Here is a 16,838-nt window from a genome sequence, read left to right as displayed (position 1 = left end):
GGGCGGACATGCCGCGCCCTCGCTTGCGAGGTGGCGGCGTGAGCGAGCAACCGCCGACCGGGGCGCCCGCGCGTCCGGCCGACGTCGACACCGGCTTCTGGCTGTGGCTGATCGCGTTGCCGTTGATGGTGGTCGGCTACCTCGCCGACGCCTACTTCGCCGCGACCAAGCACTCCTCGGTCTTGGTGGTCGCGCTCTCGGTGCTGTTCGCGGTGACGATGGCGGCGGTGGTCGTCACGTTCTTGTTTCTGATGCGCTCCGGATATCGCTGGACGCGGACCCTGCTGACCGGCGGCGGGGTGGCCACCGTCATCTACACCGGGGCCAGCCTGTTCAACACCGAGCGGGACACGGTGCAGGCGGTGATCTTCGCGGTCACCGGCATCATCGGCTCGGTGCTGATCGTGGGCGGCATTGTTCTGCTGCACCGGCAGGACGCGCACGGCTTCTTCACCAAGTGACCCGATAGGCTGGCCCGACCATGACCGCACCGCAGCCTCGACCCCGCATCGTCTCGATCGCGATCGGGTGCTGGCTGGCGGCGGCCATTCTGCTCATGGTGGGCGGGCTGCTGCTGGTCTCCGCGCAGGGCGCGGTCCCGGTGTTCTATCGCGGCGCCGGGGTGCTGTGGGTGATCAGTGGTGCGGTGCTGAGCTATCTGGCCGGCCGGGCTCGCAGCGGTGACACCCGGTTCCGGCGAGCGGCCCTCACGCTGTCGATCGGTCTCGCGGTGCTGTTGGCGCTGTTCGTGGTGATGATGGGTGGCCTGGTGTGGCTGGTCGTCCTGGTCCTGCTGATCATCGCGCCGGTGCTGGTCACCCGCCCGGCCGCGCAACAGTGGTACGTGCCGGAGCCACATGCTTGACGGTCAGCCGCCCGAGCAGCCGGAGCGGTTGTTCTTCGAGAACGGTGCCAGTTGGTACTGGTTGCTGGCGGGGCCGGCGTCGGCGATCACGATGCTGCTGATCCAGATCAAGGGTGGGGTGGGCTTCCAGCCGGTCGTCCCGCTGATATTTCTGGTGCTGGTGACCGGCTTTCTGGGCCTGCAGGTGAAGGCCGCACGGGTACACACCAGCGTCGAGCTGACCCGCGAGGCGTTGCGCGAAGGCACCGAGGTCACCCCGGTCAGCCTCATCGTTGCGGTGTTGCCGGAGGCGCAGCACTCGGTGAAATCCCGTGAACCGCTGGAGAAGTGGCAGACGGCGCGGGCACTGGGCGAACTGTCCGGGGTGCCCCGCGGCCGCACCGCGATCGGCCTCGAGCTCAGCGGGAAGCGCACCGCCCAGGCGTGGGCGCGCAATCATCGTGGGTTACGCGCCGCGCTCACCGAACTCGTCGAAGGTAAGGCGACCGCCCGGTGAGGCACATCGTCCAACTGGTGCTGGCTGCGCTGGCGCTGGCCGGCGGAGTGATCACCGGTCTGCAGTCCCGCCACCTGGTCTTCGTGGCGCCGGTCGCCGACGGTCAGCCATCCACGACGTCGGTGGCCTACGACCCGCCGATGATGGTGTTGACCTGGGCCCTGATCACCGCGGCCGGCGTGCTGGCGGTGCTGGGGGTGGCCGGGGTGATCCGGGCCCGGCGGGCCAGGACCGCGGCGGTGCTCAGTACACCCGTGTCTGACCTTCCAGCACCGGAACCGTCGTAGGCAGCTGGTAGGTCTGCACCCCGTTGCGCCACATCACCGCGTCGCGCGCGTGCTCGGGTAGGTGTTTGACCAGCCAGCGCGGGTCGTCGAAGGTCCAGTGCGGATAGTCGCTGGAGAACAGCAGGATCTTCTCGCATTCCATCCACTCGAAGGCCCGCAGCAGTTCGGTCTTGTCCTCGGGATAGTCGAGCGGCTGGGTGGTGAATTTGATGTGGTCTTTGACGTACTCGCTGGGCTTGCGGGTGATCTCGACGTGGGCGGCGCGTGCGGAGTAGATCGCGTCCATGCGCCACATCAGCGGCAGGATCCAGTTGAACGCGTGCTCGACGAAGACGATCCGCAGGGTGGGGTAGCGGTCGAACACCCCGTCGAAGATCAGGCTCATCACCTGGTTGGCGGCCAGCAGCGAGTAACTCACCATGAAGTCGTGGTTGTAGCTGGGGAAGCCGACCGGTGGGATCGGCAACGTCTCGTATTTGCCTCGGCCCAGATGGCAGCTGACCGTGATGTCGTGTTTGGTGGCGGCGGCCCAGACCGGGTCGTAACGCGGGTCGCCCCACGACGGTCGGGGTTCGGCCTTGATCAGGATCTGTGACATGTAGGGGTGGCCGGCCCACTTCTCGATCTCCAGGGCCGCGCCGACGGGGTCCTCGATGGCCACCGAGATCGAGCCGCGCCAGCGCTCATGCCAGTTGGTGTGGCTGCTCAGCCAGTGCTCGTCGAGCCACAGATTGGTGGCGATGGCGGCGGCCTGCGCCGCCTCGGCCAGCCGGGCGCCCGGCGAAAGCGGCTCCAGGATGGCGATGTCGGCCCCGGCCTCCATGATCAGCTGGCGAAATGCCAGCTCGGGGTCGCTGCCGGCGAACTCGCCGTCATCGGGGAAGGTGTCGGTGCGCATCGCGTAGGCGTGCGCGTAGTCGGGGGCGTCGTAGTAGATCTGCTCGCCGATGGGGTGGGACAGAAAGTATCTCGAGCGCCAGGGCTCGGGGATGTACTCGACCAGGACCCCGCGCCGCGGCACCGGGTGGACGTCGGAATCCACGCACCGCACCGCGATGTGTTCGGCCGGTGCCGACCGCTGCTCGATGTGGGTCAGAGTCATCACGGTCATCTCTTCGTCGTCGGTGTGTTCAGTGTCCCACCGAACGGGCATCCCACCATCACAAATCCAGTAGTGCCCTACGCATGTCGTGCGGCGGCGGATGAGACACAGTGGCGTCACGGGCAGTACGGCCGTTGCCGGCCCGGCGGGCGGACGAATGTCGAACCCGCTCTGCGCCACGGAACGAGGTGGACTGTGCAGCACATCGGAATGGTGCCGTGATGCGCGGCGAGCAGCGGCACCTCCGGTCGGTTCCGCCGCCGGTCAGCGCCGACGAGAACCACGAGCCGCCCGACAGCGAGGATCCCGACCCGCCCGAGGATGACGTCTGGGTGTTGTTGTGGTGAGCCGGGAAGGTACTGGACAACATACCCCCTAGGGGTATCATCGTCGGTATGACGACGACCGATCTTCAGTTGAGCGGCATGAGCTGCGCGTCGTGCGCGGCCAAGATCGAACGCGGCCTCAACGACCTGGACGGCGTGCAGGCGACGGTGAACTTCGCCGTCGAGCGCGCGCACGTCGAACACGGGCCGGGAGTCTCCGAACACGATCTGATCCACGCCGTGGAATCCACCGGCTACCACGCGTCGGTGCTCGACCACTCCGGCCAGGGGCACGACCACATGGATCACGACGTCCCGACCGAGCAGCTGCGTCCCCGGCTGATCGGCTCGGCCGTGCTGGCGGTGCCGGTGGTGGCGCTGTCGATGGTGATGCCCTGGCAGTTCACCGGCTGGCAGTGGGTGGCGCTGGCACTGACGACGCCGATCGTGTTCTGGGGCGGTTATCCGTTCCACAAGGCGGCGCTGAACAGCGCGCGCCACGGGTCGTCGACGATGGACACCCTGGTGTCGATCGGCACCCTCGCCGCCTACCTGTGGTCGCTCTACGCGGTGCTGAGCGGGGCCGCTGCGCACGGGCACGGCCATGTCTACTTCGAGGTCGCCGCTGCGGTGACGGTGTTCCTGCTGGCCGGCCGGTACGCCGAGGCCAAGGCCAAGCGGTCGGCGGGTGCGGCCCTGCGCGCGCTGCTGTCGCTGGGCGCCAAGGACGCCACGGTGGTCCGCGGCGAGGCTGAGCTGCGCATCCCGGTGGGCGAACTACGGGTCGGCGACGTGATCGTGGTCCGTCCCGGCGAGCGGGTGGCGACCGACGGTGTCGTCGTCGACGGCGACTCGGCGTTGGACACTTCGGCGATGACGGGCGAGTCGGTGCCCGTCGACGTGCGCGCCGGGGCCGAGGTGCTCGGTGGCGCGGTGAACACCTACGGCCGGATCCTGGTGCGCGCCAGCCGAGTTGGCGAGGACACCCAGCTGGCCCGGATGGCCCGGATGGTCGCCGATGCGCAGAGCGGCAAGGCTTCGATCCAGCGGCTGGTCGACCGGGTGTCGGCGGTGTTCGTTCCGGTGGTGCTGGTCATCGCGGCGCTGACGCTGGTGGGCTGGCTGGTGGCGGGCGGGCCGGTGACGGCGGCGTTCACCGCGGCGGTGGCGGTGTTGATCATCGCCTGCCCGTGCGCGCTGGGGCTGGCCACGCCGACCGCGATCCTGGTCGGCACCGGCCGGGGGGCTCAGCTCGGTGTGTTGATCAAGGAGCCGCAGGTGCTCGAAACCGTCACCGGTATCGACGCCGTGGTGCTGGACAAGACCGGCACCGTGACCACCGGCACCATGGCGGTCGACGCCGTCGAGGGCGACGACGCCGACGCCGCGCTGGCCCGCGCGGCCGCCGTCGAGGCGGCCTCCGAGCACCCGGTGGCCGCCGCGATCGTGGCCGCCGCACGCGAGCGGGGCCTGACCGTGCCGCCGGTGCGCGACTTCGCCAACGACCCGGGGACCGGGGTCAGCGGAGTGGTCGACGGGGTGCGGGTGCGGGTGGCCCGCGCCTCCGACGATGACGGGCGCACCAGCGTCGCCGTCACCGCCGACGGTGCCCAGCTCGGCGTGATCCGGCTCGTCGACGCGGTCAAGCCGACCAGCGCCGCGGCGATCGCCGAGCTGAAGGGCATGGGGATCACCCCGATCCTGCTCACCGGTGACAACCCGGCCGTCGCCGCGCGGGTCGCCGCCGAGGTCGGCATCGAGGCGCAGAACGTCATCGCCGGCGTGCTGCCGTCGGAGAAGGCGGACGCGATCACGCGGTTGCAGGCGGACGGCCGCAAGGTGGCGATGGTCGGCGACGGGGTGAACGACTCCGTGGCGCTGGCGACCGCCGACGTCGGGATGGCGATGGGCACCGGAACCGATGCGGCGATCGAGGCCGGGGACATCACGCTGGTTCGCGGAGACCTGCGGACCGTGCCGACCGCGCTGCGGCTGTCGGCGCGGACCTTGCGGATCATCAAGCAGAACCTGTTCTGGGCATTCGGCTACAACGTCGCCGCGATCCCGCTGGCCGCGTTGGGTCTGCTGAACCCGATGATCGCCGGCGCCGCGATGGCGTTCTCGTCGGTGCTGGTGGTGACCAACAGCCTGCGGCTCAAGCGGTTCAGGTGACGTCGCCCAAACCGACAATTCGCACAAGAAGTGCGAGTAGATCGCTACAAAACGTCGATCTCGGCGCGGAGCGAAGTGACGCTGATCACGATCCGGTTGGTACAAAGTGCGGAATCTGTAACACTGTTGCACATGACGGACCTCGCCGACTCACGCTCGGCCACTGACGCTCTGCCGCTCGGCCCGCAGTCACTGGTGTGGCGCTACTTCGGTGACAACCGGATGTTCCTGATCGGACCCCGGCCTGCGGTGCTGCAGAACATGCTCGCCGAACTCGGGCAGGGCGTGTTCGACCACTCGGTGTGGTTCGCCGACACCGCGGCGCGGATCAAGCGTTCGCTGCCGCCGATCTTCATGACCGTGTACGGGACCGACGACGACAACGCCGGCGCCCGGGTCCGCGACTTCCACCACAACATCAAGGGCGACATGCCAGACGGCGGTCGCTACCACGCGCTGGATCCCGACACCTACTTCTGGGCTCACGCCACGTTCTTCGACCAGGCGCTCTACTTCGCCGACACGTTCGTCAAACGTCTGACGCGCGCCGAGAAGGAGCAGATGTACGCCGAATCCAAGACGTGGTACCGCCGTTACGGCGTCAGCGACCGGCCGATGCCCGCCGACTACGCCGAGTTCGAGCGGTATTGGAACCGGATGATCGACGAGGTGCTGGTCGCTCACCCGACCGCCAAGTACGGAGTCGGCTATGTCACCAAGGGTTTTCCGCGACCCAAGGCCGTGAAGCCGTGGGTGTGGCGGCTGGTGTCGCCGGTGTTCAATCCCGTGGCGGCGTTCCTGACCACCGGCGGGATGCCGCCGCGCACCCGCGAGGTGCTCGGGTTGCCGTGGAGTGAGCGCAAAGAGCGCAACTACCAGCGGTTCGCGGCGCTGTGGCGCTCGCGTCCGGTCAACTGGGTATGGGATCATCTGCCGATGAAGGTCCGCTACAACGGTTATGCCAGAGCGGGTTTCGCCCAGGCGGGGCATGCCTGACCAGGCCACACAAGCGATCCTCGACGCCGCGCTCGTCGAGTTCGATCAGCATGGCATCCGCCGGGTCGCCCTCGACGACGTCGCCCGTCGGGCCGGCGTGAGCCGTACGACGATCTATCGCCGATTCGCCAACAAGGACGACCTGGTGTCTGCCGTGGTCGAGCGGGAGAACGCGCGACTTTTCGCCGACATCGCCGCCGAGCTCTCGGTCAAACGGCCGCAGTCGAACTACTACGTCGAGGCTTTCACGCAGGCGATCCTGCGCGGCCGGCAACACCGCGTGCTCAACCGGATGGTGCACGACGAGCCGGCGCTCACCCTGGAGTTGGCCCGCACGCACTACGCGGCCGCGGTGACGCGCATCGAGGCCGCTCTACAGGTGATCTTCCCGGCCGGCTTCGCCGAGCGGATCGGGCCGCAGGCCGTCCACGAACTGGCGGACAGCATCTGGCGGTACACCATCATGGCGGCACTGCTGCCAGGTCCGGAGCCACTCGAAACTGCCGACGAAATAAGGGCTTTCGCCACCAAGCACTTCTTGCCCAGCCTGCCCGACGCCCTGCGCGCGGTGCCGGTCTAGTTACCGCTGGTGCAGTCCAGATCCACCTACGCGGTGGGCATGCACCGCTGGTTCAGCCGCCTGGTTGCACGTCAACCGAAGACGATGCACGTGGGATCCTCGGAAATCTCAGCCAGTAACACATCGACGTCGTCAGCTGGCGGTACCAAGTCGTAGACGTGAAATTCCGAGTTACCGTCAGCGCAATACAATTCCCATCCTCGCGAACGCGTGAATCGTAATCGTGCGAACGGAATGCGAAACCAGTCCCCGCCTGGTTGATCGAGGTCGACCAGACGGCATTCAACCAGGGTCACGGCATTGCGGTAGACCTCAGTTTCGTATCGGAGCTGACTCAAGACATGCGCGGGCATCTCCGCGTTCAACCGCTCGATCCACAGGTTGACGCGCACAAGGTCCGGCTCTGGGAGCGGCATCGGATCAACCTGCCCGCGTCAGCAGCACCGCGTTCTCGAACGGCAGCATCGCGAAGATCGGCCGCCAGAGGCGTGAAACGTGAGGAGCGGCTTCGGCTTTGGTCATGACCCGGGGATTGCCGACGGCGAAGGTGCGGCCGTAGCGCTTGAGCCGGCCACCGCCGGCGGCGGTGATGTTCTTCAGCCAGTCCCGGTTCGGCCCGTAGGTCAGCAGGATGGCCACGCCCTCGTCGGTGGTGAACACCGTCAGCGGGGTGCGGTAGTGCGCGCCGGAGCGGCGGCCGATGTGTTCGAGGATGCCCATCGTCGGAACGAACCCCGCCCACAACCGCTGCACCGGGTTGGTGACATGCCGGTTGAACCTGGCCAACCATTGCGGCAGCTGCATCACCCAATCAAACTCTGAAGTCATGGCCTATCTCAAGCCTCCGTGGTTCACCGTCAGGGTGTTCAACACGATCGCGATGGCCACCGGCGTCTCGGGCAGCGACACGCTCGCGGTGACAGCCCGCGCCAGCGGCCGCCAGCAGCGGATCCCGGTGATCACCGTCGCGGTCGACGGCACCCGGTAACTGCTGTCGACCCGGGGCGAGTCGCACTAGGTGAAGAACGTGCGGGCCAACCCGGTGGTGACCTTGGACACCAAGGTGGGTTCGGCTCGGTTCACTACCGCTGAACTGCCCCTTTGCCGAGCGCGCGCTCGTTTTGGCGGCCTACCGCGCCACAGCGGGTGAGACCGTCGACGGCCACCTCGCAAGCTGCCCGACCCCGCCGACCACCCCGTTTTCGGCCTCGAACCGGTCTGAGTGGCCGGCCTGTCTCGCGAGATTGAAATCACGCAGCGGTGCACTCCAACTTTGCCTGCGTGGTTTCAATCTGGGCGCGCTGAGCGCGGCGGATGGGACGATCCCCGTACCTCCTACACCCTGTAGTTGACCATCGCCGCCTGCCTGGGACACTGGTGGCCATGAGCAGCACGGATCAGGCCGCCTCGACCGCGGCATCGGCCAGGCTGTTCGCCGACGCCTGCGCGGTCATCCCCGGTGGAGTGAACTCCCCGGTCCGGGCCTTCAACTCCGTCGGCGGCACGCCTCGCTACATCACCTCGGCCAAGGGCTACTGGCTGACCGACGCCGACGGCAACCGCTTCATCGACCTGGTGTGCTCGTGGGGACCGATGATCCTGGGGCATGCCCATCCGGCCGTCGTCGAGGCGGTGCAGCGCGCCGCCGCCGATGGCCTGTCGTTCGGGGCGCCCACCCCCGGCGAGACCGAGCTGGCCGCCGAGATCGTCGCCCGGATGGCTCCGGTGCAGCGGGTGCGGCTGGTGAACTCCGGCACCGAGGCCACGATGAGCGCGGTGCGGCTGGCGCGCGGCTTCACCGGTCGCTCGAAGGTGATCAAGTTCTCCGGCTGTTACCACGGCCACGTCGACGCGCTGCTGGCCGACGCCGGTTCGGGGGTCGCCACCCTGGGCCTGCCGTCGTCGCCGGGTGTCACCGGCGCGACCGCCGCCGACACGATCGTGTTGCCCTACAACGATGTCGCCGCGGTGGAGGAGTCGTTCGCCGCGTTCGGCGACTCCATCGCCGCGGTGATCACCGAGGCCTGCCCGGGCAACATGGGTGCCGTTCCGCCGCTGCCTGGCTACAACGCGGCGTTGCGGCGCATCACCGCCGAACACGGCGCGCTGCTGATCGTCGACGAGGTGATGACCGGCTTCCGGATGAGCCGAAGCGGTTGGTACGGAATCGATCCCGTCGACGCCGACCTGTTCACCTTCGGCAAGGTGATGAGCGGTGGGCTGCCCGCCGCCGCGTTCGGCGGCCGCCAGGATGTGATGGAGCGCCTCGCCCCGCTGGGCCCGGTCTATCAGGCCGGCACGCTGTCGGGGAACCCGGTGGCGGTGGCCGCCGGGCTGGCCACCCTGCGCAACGCCGACGACGCGGTCTATGCGGCGCTGGACGCCAATGCCGACCGGCTGGCCGGCCTGCTCGGCGACGCCCTGACCGACGCCGGGGTGGTCCATCAGGTCGCCCGCGCCGGTAACTTCCTGTCGGTGTTCTTCACCGAGACGCCGGTGACCGACTTCGCCTCGGCGAAGGCCGGCGAGACCTGGCGGTTCCCGGCGTTCTTCCACACCCTGCTCGACGCCGGGGTCTACGCCCCGCCGAGTGCCTTCGAAACCTGGTTCGTCTCAGCCGCGCTCGACGACGCCGCCTTCGAGCGGATCGCCGACGCCCTGCCCGCGGCGGCCCGCGCGGCCGCGGAGGCCAAACCATGAGCGGCCGCACCGTCGTACACGTGATGCGCCACGGCGAGGTGCACAATCCCGACGGCATCCTCTACGGACGACTGCCCGACTTCCACCTCTCCGAACGGGGCCGGGCCCAGGCCGAGGCGGTGGCCAGCTGGCTGGCCGCCCGCGACATCGTCTATGTGGTGGCCTCCCCGCTGGAGCGCGCGCAGGAGACCGCGGCGCCGATCGCCGCCCATCACGGCTTGGCGATCGACACCGACGACGATCTCATCGAGTCGCACAACGTGTTCCAGGGCGAACGTGTGTCGCCGGGGGACGGCGCGCTGCGCGACCCGCGCAACTGGTGGCACCTGCGTAACCCGCGTTCTCCGTCGTGGGGCGAGCCCTATCGCGAGATCGCGGCACGGATGAAAGCTGCACTGGATCGGGCGCGGATCTCCGGCGCCGGCCACGAGGCCGTCTGCGTCAGCCACCAGCTGCCCGTCGAGACACTGCGCCGGGCGATGACCGGCGCAGCGCTGCACCACTTTCCGACGCGACGGCTGTGCAACCTGGCATCGCTGACGTCGTTCTACTTCGATGGGGACGAGTACGTGGGCTGGGGATACTCGGAGCTAGCCGGGCAGTGAAGCGGCTGTTGGTCCTCCTGGTGGCGGCGACGGTGTTGGCCGGCTGCTCCACCGGTGACGACGCCGTCGCGCAGGGTGGCACGTTCGAGTTCGTCGCGCCCGGCGGCAAGACCGACATCTTCTACGATCCGCCGGCCAGCCGCGGCACCCCCGGCCCGCTGTCGGGCCCGGAACTGATGGATCCGTCGAAGACGGTGTCGCTGAAGGATTTCGACGGCAAGGTCGTCGTGATCAACGTGTGGGGCCAATGGTGCGGGCCGTGCCGCTCGGAGATCACCCAGCTGCAGAAGGTCTACGACCAGACCCGTGCACTGGGTGTGGCATTCCTCGGGATCGACGTGCGTGACAACGACATCACTGCACCCCAGGACTTCGTCGTCGACCGCAAGGTCACGTTCCCGTCGATCTACGACCCGGCCATGCGCACCATGATCGCGTTCGGCGGCAAGTACCCGGCCACGGTGATCCCGTCGACCGTCGTGCTCGACCGCGAACATCGGGTGGCCGCGGTGTTCCTGCGTGAGCTGCTGGCCGAAGACCTGCTTCCGGTCGTGCAGCGGCTGGCAGCCGAGCCGAAACCGTCCGCACCGTGACCGGTTTTGCGCAGACCGCCGCCGCGGGCCCGCTGCTGCTGGCCCTCGGAGTATGCGTGCTGGCCGGGCTGGTGTCGTTCGCCTCGCCATGCGTGGTGCCCCTGGTGCCCGGTTACCTGTCGTATCTGGCGGCGGTCGTCGGGGTGGACGATCTGGATCCGCGCACCGGTCAGGTCGCGGTCAAGGCACAGCGCTGGCGGGTGGCCGGATCGGCGCTGCTGTTCGTCGCCGGGTTCACCGCGGTGTTCGTCCTCGGCACGGTCGCGGTGCTCGGCATGACCACCGCGCTGATCACCAATCAGCTTGTGCTGCAACGAGTCGGCGGCATCGTGACGATCGTGATGGGGGTTGTCTTCATCGGGTTCATCCCGGCTCTGCAACGGCAGGCGCGGTTCACGCCGCGGCAGCTGGCCGGTGTGGCGGGTGCACCGCTGCTGGGTGCGGTGTTCGGGCTGGGCTGGACCCCGTGCCTGGGGCCGACGCTGACCGGGGTGATCGCCGTCGCCTCGGCCACCGACGGCGCCAGCGTGGCGCGCGGCGTCGCCCTGGTGATCGCCTACTGTCTCGGGCTGGGCATTCCGTTCGTCCTGCTGGCGCTCGGATCGGGCTGGGCGGTCAACGGATTCGGTTGGCTGCGCCGCCACACCCGGACCATCCAAGTCATCGGTGGGGTGCTGCTGATCGTCGTCGGCCTGGCTCTGGTCACCGGGGTCTGGAACGACTTCATCTCCTGGGTGCGCGACGCGTTCGTCTCCGACGTGAGGCTGCCGATCTGATGACGATTCTGCGTCTGCTCGGCAGGCAGGTCCGCACCCTATGGCGCGCGTTGACCTCGATGGGCACCGCGCTGGTGCTGTTGTTCCTGCTGGCGCTGGCGGCGGTTCCCGGTGCGCTGTTGCCGCAACGCAGCCTCAACGAGTCCAAGGTGCAGCAGTACCTCGCCGAGCACACCGTGATCGGCCCGTGGCTGGACCGCCTTCAGTTCTTCGACGTCTTCTCCAGCTTCTGGTTCACTGCCATCTACGTATTGCTGTTCGTCTCCCTGGTGGGCTGCCTGACCCCGCGGATGATCGAGCACGTCAAGAGCCTGCGCGCGGTGCCGGTGCCGGCCCCGCGCAACCTGTCCCGGCTGCCCAAGTACGCCACCGGCGAGATGGCCGGGACGCCGGAAGAGGTCGCGGCCCGTATCGGCGAGCGCCTGCGCGGCTGGCGGCGGGTGACCCGCGAGACCGACGATGGCATCGAGATCTCCGCGGAAAAGGGCTACCTGCGCGAGTTCGGCAACATCGTCTTCCACTTCTCCCTGCTCGGCCTGCTGGTGGCGATCGCCGTCGGCAAGCTCTTCGGCTACGAGGGCAACGTCATCGTCGTCGCCAACGGCGGTCCCGGCTTCTGCTCGGCGTCACCGGCCGCGTTCGACTCCTTCCGGGCCGGTAACAACGTCGACGGCACCTCCCTGTATCCGATGTGCCTGCGGGTCAACGACTTCCAAGCTCACTATCTGCCCAGTGGACAGGCCCTGTCGTTCGCGTCGAACATCGACTACCAGGCCGGGTCCGATCTGGCCGACGGCACCTGGCGGCCCTACCGTCTCGAGGTCAACCATCCGCTGCGGATCGGCGGTGACCGGGTGTACCTGCAGGGTCACGGCTACGCCCCGACGTTCACCGTGACCTTCCCGGACGGTCAAAAGCGCACCCAGACCCTGCAGTGGCGCCCCGACGACCCGCGCACGCTGCTGTCCTCGGGGGTGATCCGCGTCGACCCGCCCGGCGGCATGTACCCGGACCCCTCCGAACGCCGCAAGCATCAGCTGGCGATCATGGGCCTGTTCGCTCCCACCGCCGAGCTGGACGGCACCCTGCTGTCGTCGAGCTTCCCGGCGGCCAATGACCCCGCGGTGGCCATCGACATCTATCGCGGCGACACCGGGCTGGACACCGGCCGTCCCCAGTCGCTGTTCACCCTCGACCCCCGGCTCATCGAGCAGAAACGGCTGACCAAGGTCAAACGCACCAACCTGCGCCAAGGTGAGCAGGTCACCCTCGACGACGGCACCGTGGTGCGGTTCGACGGGGCGACCCCGTTCGTCAACCTGCAGGTCTCGCACGACCCGGGCCAGGTGTGGGTGCTGGTGTTCGCGATGTCGATGATGGGCGGGCTGCTGGTCTCGCTGATCGTGCGCCGGCGCCGGGTGTGGGCGAGGATCAGCGGTGCACCCGATGCCGGTACGGTAAACGTCGAGCTGGGCGGTCTGGCCCGCACCGACAACTCCGGGTGGGGCAGCGAGTTCGAGAAGCTCACGGAGCGGTTGCTCACTGACGCGACGCCGTCGAAAGAGAAGGTCTGATCGTGAATACCGAGCACATCGACATCGGGCTGGCCCGCTATTCGGACTGGGCCTTCACCTCGTCGGTCGTCATCCTGGTCGGCGCCCTGCTGCTGCTGGCCGTCGAACTCGCCTACAGCCGCGGCCGCAAGGTCGAGGCTCGCGAGCTGGTGACGGCCGGGGGAGTGAGTGCCGACAGCGATCGCCCCGGCGTCGTCGTCGAGAAGCCGCGTCGATCCGCCGACGAACGCATCGGCACGGCCGGCCTGTCGCTGGTCTACCTCGGCATCGCGTTGCTGTTCGTGTGCATCGTGCTGCGTGGGCTGGCCACGTCCCGGGTGCCGTGGGGCAACATGTACGAGTTCATCAACCTGACCAGCTTCTGCGGTCTGATCGCGGCGGCGGTGGTGCTCCGCAAGCCGCAGTACCGCGCATTGTGGGTTTTCGTATTGGTCCCTGTGCTGATCCTGTTGACGGTTTCGGGCCGCTGGCTCTACACCAACGCCGCACCGGTGATGCCCGCACTGCAGTCGTACTGGCTGCCGATTCACGTGTCGGTGGTCAGTCTGGGCTCAGGGGTCTTCCTGGTGGCCGGCGTGGCCAGCATCCTGTTCCTGCTCAAGATGTCACCACTGGGCGAACCCGGCCGGGAAGGTCGGCTGGCGCAGATTGTCGCCCGGTTGCCCGACGCGCAGACCTTGGACCGGATCGCTTATCGCACCACGATTTTCGCGTTCCCGATCTTCGGCTTCGGCGTCATCTTCGGTGCCATCTGGGCCGAGGAGGCGTGGGGTCGGTACTGGGGCTGGGACCCCAAGGAGACGGTGTCGTTCATCGCCTGGGTGGTCTACGCCGCCTACCTGCATGCCCGCTCCACCGCCGGCTGGCGGGACAAGAAGGCGGCCTGGATCAACGTCGTCGGTTTCGTCGCGATGGTGTTCAATCTGTTCTTCATCAACCTGGTGACGGTCGGCCTGCACTCCTACGCCGGAGTCGGCTGACCCTGACGGTGCGCTAGGGTCGAGTACGCCACGAAAACCACTCGACCCGAAACGATATGTCAGGGGGAAGTGCCCGTGTCTGATCCTCATGGTTCCCGTCGGGGCCACGAATTGACTGATGCGACAACGGTGTTCCGCACCGAACAGCGGTTCACCGATCCTGCTACCGCCGCGCCGCAGCCCGAACCGGACTGGTTGGCCTCGACGCCGCCCATCGGGATCCCGATGGACCCGTTGCCGGCCGGTGCGCCGCTCTTCAACTCCTACGTCGCCGAGCATCCGGCTCCGCCGCAACGGCCGACGGTGCCGCCCACGCCGTATCCGGACCTGGCGACCAGTGCGCTGCTGCGGCAGGCCAAGCCGGCCCCGGCGGCCGGCTGGCGGCGCTGGCTGTATGTGCTGTCGGGCAAGCTGATCAACGTCGGTGACGGTCCGCGCGCCGCGCGTCAGCACGCCCTGACCGCACAGGTGAACCGCCCCCTGCCGGGCTGCTATAAGGTCGCTTTGTTGTCGCTGAAGGGTGGGGTGGGCAAGACGACGATCACCGCCACTCTGGGCGGTACGTTCGCCTCGATCCGCGGGGACCGGGTGGTGGCGATCGACGCCAACCCCGATCGCGGCACGCTGAGTCAGAAGGTGCCGTTGGAAACCCCGGCCACCGTACGGAACCTGCTGCGTGACGCCGACAGTATCGAGCGCTACAGCGACGTCCGCGGCTACACCTCACAGGGCCCGAGCCGGCTGGAGGTCCTGGCCTCCGACAGCGATCCTGCGGTGTCCGAGGCGTTCAGCGCGCAGGACTATGACCGGACGTTGGCGGTGCTGGAGCGGTTCTACAGCCTGGTGCTCACCGACTGCGGGCCCGGCCTGCTGCACTCGGCGATGGGCTCGGTGCTCAAGGCCGCCGACACCCTGATCGTGATCAGCTCGGGTTCGGTGGACGGCGCGCGCAGTGCGTCGGCGACGCTGGACTGGCTGGACGCGCACGGCCACGAGGACTTGGTGCGCCGGTCGGTGTGCGTGGTCAACGCGGTGCGGCCGGGGGGCGGCAAGGTCGACATGCACAAGGTGGTCGATCACTTCTCGCGGCGCTGCCGTGCGGTGTGTGTGATCCCGTTCGACCCGCACCTGGAAGAGGGCGCCGAGATCGATCTCGACCGGTTGAAGCCGAAGACCCGGGAAGCGTTGATCGGGTTGGCCGCGGTGGTGGCCGACGGATTCCCCGCCACCGACAGCCGCGTGCGCTAGCGCGGGTTGTTGTCTCCGTGGCTGAGCCGCCACAGGAATTCCGGGTCGTCGTCGGGGCCGACGACCCTGGTCTTCGTCCGGTTCGACTGGGCGCGCACCGCACGCCAGCCGACATACACGGCCGCGGCGATGATCAGGACCAAGAGCAGGTACAGCACGTCAACCTCCTTTGTCCGAATATACGCGCGTCGGTAAGCTCGGCGCCGTGTCGGACAAATCGGACAACCAGACCACGGGGGCGGGTGGCCGCCTGGCACGCGATGTCGCCATCTACACCTTCGCCAGGATCGTTCTGGTGGTCGCCCTGACGGCTGCGATCTATTACCTGGCGCAGCTGATCGGGATCCGCGAATTCCCGCTCATCGTGGCCCTGTTGTTCGCCATCGTGATCGCGTTGCCGCTGGGGATCTGGGTTCTGGCCCCGCTGCGCAAGCGCGCCACCGCCAGCATCGCGCTGGTCGACGAGCGTCGCAGGCAGGACCGCGAACAGCTGCAGGCGCGGCTGCGCGGACCCAAGAAGCCCAGCGCCTAACCGAACCCCAGCGCCAGCGCCACCGCGACCGACCACACCAACATCGTCAGGCCGGTGTCGCGCAGTACCGGAATCAGCTCGCGGCCGCCGAGGCCGTGGCGGACCGGGCCTGCGGCACGCAGCGCCAGCGGTGCCGCGACCAAGCCGACCGCGCACCACGGCGTGGCGGCCATCAGCACCAGCGTCAGCACACCTGCCAGCGCCACCAACGATTGGTAGAGCGTGCGGGTGCGGCCGTCGCCGAGGCGTACCGCCAGGGTCAGCTTGCCGGCGACCCGGTCGGTCGGGATGTCGCGCAGGTTGTTGGCGACCAGCACCGCCGAGGACAGCGCACCGGTCGCGACGGCCAGGGTCAGCCCTACCCAGTCCACCCGCAGCGCCTGGGTGTACTGCGTCCCCAGCACTGCGACCAGGCCGAAGAACACGAAAACCGCGACCTCGCCGAAGCCGGCGTAACCGTAGGGCCGGGAACCGCCGGTGTAGAGCCACGCCCCGGCGATGCACACCACACCGACGGCGATCAGCCACGGCGCGCTGACCACGGCCAGCGCCAGCCCCGCCACGGCGCCCACGGCCAGGCTGGCCACCGCGGCAGTCAGCACCGCGCGCGGGGTGGCCAGCCGCGAGCCGACCAGCCGCAGCGGGCCGGCGCGTTCGTCGTCGGTGCCGCGAATGCCGTCGGAGTAGTCGTTGGCGTAGTTGACCCCGACGATCAGTGCGACCGAGACGGCAAGTGCCAGCAGGGCTTTCCACCAGACGGCGGCGTGCAGCCAGGCTGCCGCGCCGGTGCCCGCGATCACCGGCGCCACTGCGTTGGGCAGGGTTCTGGGCCGGGCTCCCTCGATCCACTGCGCGATGCTCGCCATGCCCGCAATCGTCGCACGCGAATCGTCGCACGCGCCCCGGCCGGCAGCGCCCGCCTCCTCCCGCCGCGGTCGTCGATGTTTGCTGGTGGCGACGGCCGCCGCGGCGATGCGAGGTAGCTGGCCCGTCTCATTGGAACCCT

The 16,838-nt window shown here is 68.5% G+C and carries 21 protein-coding genes and 1 pseudogene; 17 read left to right on the top strand and 5 right to left on the bottom strand.

What is annotated here, in order from left to right:
* The first annotated feature begins 38 nt into the window (after positions 1-38).
* From MSZK_RS06930 to MSZK_RS06915, 4 genes are read left to right on the top strand one after another with little or no spacing between them, the layout of a single operon-like run.
* Positions 39-461: a hypothetical protein gene (locus tag MSZK_RS06930; RefSeq protein ID WP_099246201.1), complete on the top strand. Its 423-nt coding sequence runs from the start codon at positions 39-41 to the stop codon at positions 459-461.
* 20 nt (positions 462-481) lie between these two features.
* Positions 482-865, top strand: coding sequence for a hypothetical protein (locus tag MSZK_RS06925; protein WP_099246199.1), 384 nt, complete (start codon positions 482-484; stop codon positions 863-865).
* On the top strand, positions 858-1,361 hold the full coding sequence (locus tag MSZK_RS06920) for a DUF3093 domain-containing protein (protein ID WP_099246197.1): 504 nt from the start codon (positions 858-860) through the stop codon (positions 1,359-1,361). Before MSZK_RS06925 ends, MSZK_RS06920 begins: the two co-directional genes overlap by 8 nt.
* On the top strand, positions 1,358-1,648 hold the full coding sequence (locus MSZK_RS06915; protein WP_099246195.1) for a hypothetical protein: 291 nt from the start codon (positions 1,358-1,360) through the stop codon (positions 1,646-1,648). The genes MSZK_RS06920 and MSZK_RS06915 overlap by 4 nt, the downstream gene beginning before the upstream one ends.
* Here MSZK_RS06915 and MSZK_RS06910 read toward each other — a convergent pair.
* A complete protein-coding gene (locus MSZK_RS06910) occupies positions 1,605-2,750 on the bottom strand; it encodes an amidohydrolase family protein (protein WP_099246492.1) in 1,146 nt (381 codons plus the stop codon). The genes MSZK_RS06915 and MSZK_RS06910 overlap by 44 nt on opposite strands.
* 221 nt (positions 2,751-2,971) lie before the next feature.
* On the opposite strand from MSZK_RS06910, the gene MSZK_RS33385 reads away from it, so the two are divergent.
* The 4 genes from MSZK_RS33385 to MSZK_RS06895 all read left to right on the top strand — a co-directional run bounded on the left by MSZK_RS33385 (position 2,972) and on the right by MSZK_RS06895 (position 6,824).
* The gene (locus MSZK_RS33385; RefSeq protein WP_255414192.1) at positions 2,972-3,097 is read left to right on the top strand and encodes a hypothetical protein; all 126 of its coding nucleotides are present in this window, start codon (positions 2,972-2,974) and stop codon (positions 3,095-3,097) included.
* A gap of 48 nt (positions 3,098-3,145) precedes the next feature.
* On the top strand, positions 3,146-5,248 hold the full coding sequence (locus MSZK_RS06905; RefSeq protein ID WP_099246193.1) for a cation-translocating P-type ATPase: 2,103 nt from the start codon (positions 3,146-3,148) through the stop codon (positions 5,246-5,248).
* A gap of 132 nt (positions 5,249-5,380) precedes the next feature.
* Positions 5,381-6,244: an oxygenase MpaB family protein gene (locus tag MSZK_RS06900; protein WP_099246490.1), complete on the top strand. Its 864-nt coding sequence runs from the start codon at positions 5,381-5,383 to the stop codon at positions 6,242-6,244.
* Positions 6,237-6,824: a TetR/AcrR family transcriptional regulator gene (locus tag MSZK_RS06895; protein ID WP_099246191.1), complete on the top strand. Its 588-nt coding sequence runs from the start codon at positions 6,237-6,239 to the stop codon at positions 6,822-6,824. The genes MSZK_RS06900 and MSZK_RS06895 overlap by 8 nt, the downstream gene beginning before the upstream one ends.
* 71 nt (positions 6,825-6,895) lie before the next feature.
* Here MSZK_RS06895 and MSZK_RS06890 read toward each other — a convergent pair whose 3' ends face one another.
* Both MSZK_RS06890 and MSZK_RS06885 read right to left on the bottom strand, forming a co-directional pair.
* On the bottom strand, positions 6,896-7,240 hold the full coding sequence (locus MSZK_RS06890; protein WP_099246189.1) for a DUF3024 domain-containing protein: 345 nt from the start codon (positions 7,238-7,240) through the stop codon (positions 6,896-6,898).
* Positions 7,241-7,244: 4 nt separating this feature from the next.
* Positions 7,245-7,628: a nitroreductase family deazaflavin-dependent oxidoreductase gene (locus tag MSZK_RS06885; RefSeq protein WP_099246187.1), complete on the bottom strand. Its 384-nt coding sequence runs from the start codon at positions 7,626-7,628 to the stop codon at positions 7,245-7,247.
* A 22-nt stretch (positions 7,629-7,650) separates the two neighbouring features.
* Here MSZK_RS06885 and MSZK_RS06880 point away from each other — a divergent pair.
* The 8 genes and pseudogenes from MSZK_RS06880 (at position 7,651) to MSZK_RS06845 (ending at position 15,300) form a co-directional block, all read left to right on the top strand.
* A pseudogene (locus tag MSZK_RS06880) lies at positions 7,651-8,046 on the top strand (nitroreductase family deazaflavin-dependent oxidoreductase).
* A gap of 161 nt (positions 8,047-8,207) precedes the next feature.
* Positions 8,208-9,524, top strand: a complete 1,317-nt coding sequence (gene hemL, locus MSZK_RS06875) for a glutamate-1-semialdehyde 2,1-aminomutase (RefSeq protein ID WP_099246185.1) — start codon at positions 8,208-8,210, stop codon at positions 9,522-9,524.
* Complete coding sequence (locus MSZK_RS06870; RefSeq protein ID WP_099246183.1) at positions 9,521-10,129, top strand: histidine phosphatase family protein; 609 nt, start codon at positions 9,521-9,523, stop codon at positions 10,127-10,129. The genes hemL and MSZK_RS06870 overlap by 4 nt, the downstream gene beginning before the upstream one ends.
* The gene (locus MSZK_RS06865) at positions 10,126-10,722 is read left to right on the top strand and encodes a TlpA disulfide reductase family protein (RefSeq protein WP_099246181.1); all 597 of its coding nucleotides are present in this window, start codon (positions 10,126-10,128) and stop codon (positions 10,720-10,722) included. The genes MSZK_RS06870 and MSZK_RS06865 overlap by 4 nt, the downstream gene beginning before the upstream one ends.
* Positions 10,719-11,498: a cytochrome c biogenesis CcdA family protein gene (locus MSZK_RS06860; protein ID WP_099246179.1), complete on the top strand. Its 780-nt coding sequence runs from the start codon at positions 10,719-10,721 to the stop codon at positions 11,496-11,498. The genes MSZK_RS06865 and MSZK_RS06860 overlap by 4 nt, the downstream gene beginning before the upstream one ends.
* Positions 11,498-13,072 (top strand): cytochrome c biogenesis protein ResB, encoded by a 1,575-nt coding sequence (locus tag MSZK_RS06855; RefSeq protein WP_199203224.1) that lies wholly within the window; start codon positions 11,498-11,500, stop codon positions 13,070-13,072. Before MSZK_RS06860 ends, MSZK_RS06855 begins: the two co-directional genes overlap by 1 nt.
* A gap of 2 nt (positions 13,073-13,074) precedes the next feature.
* Entirely contained in the window at positions 13,075-14,052 is a 978-nt protein-coding gene (ccsB, locus tag MSZK_RS06850) for a c-type cytochrome biogenesis protein CcsB (RefSeq protein WP_199203223.1), read from the top strand.
* Between the two features lie 75 nt (positions 14,053-14,127).
* Positions 14,128-15,300, top strand: coding sequence for a MinD/ParA family protein (locus tag MSZK_RS06845; protein ID WP_099246175.1), 1,173 nt, complete (start codon positions 14,128-14,130; stop codon positions 15,298-15,300).
* On the opposite strand, the gene MSZK_RS06840 is transcribed toward MSZK_RS06845, so the two are convergent.
* Positions 15,297-15,458, bottom strand: coding sequence for a hypothetical protein (locus MSZK_RS06840; protein WP_099246173.1), 162 nt, complete (start codon positions 15,456-15,458; stop codon positions 15,297-15,299). The genes MSZK_RS06845 and MSZK_RS06840 overlap by 4 nt on opposite strands.
* Before the next feature lie 47 nt (positions 15,459-15,505).
* On the opposite strand from MSZK_RS06840, the gene MSZK_RS06835 reads away from it, so the two are divergent.
* The gene (locus MSZK_RS06835) at positions 15,506-15,832 is read left to right on the top strand and encodes a DUF4229 domain-containing protein (RefSeq protein WP_099246171.1); all 327 of its coding nucleotides are present in this window, start codon (positions 15,506-15,508) and stop codon (positions 15,830-15,832) included.
* Here MSZK_RS06835 and MSZK_RS06830 read toward each other — a convergent pair.
* Positions 15,829-16,698: a 1,4-dihydroxy-2-naphthoate polyprenyltransferase gene (locus MSZK_RS06830; protein WP_099246169.1), complete on the bottom strand. Its 870-nt coding sequence runs from the start codon at positions 16,696-16,698 to the stop codon at positions 15,829-15,831. The genes MSZK_RS06835 and MSZK_RS06830 overlap by 4 nt on opposite strands.
* Between the last annotated feature and the right edge of the window lie 140 nt (positions 16,699-16,838).

It is taken from the genome of Mycobacterium sp. shizuoka-1, assembly GCF_002723835.1.
In the GTDB taxonomy this organism is placed as follows: Bacteria; Actinomycetota; Actinomycetes; order Mycobacteriales; family Mycobacteriaceae; genus Mycobacterium.
The sequence above is the reverse complement of the archived record's forward strand: the minus strand, read 5'-3'. Positions and strand labels throughout refer to the sequence as shown.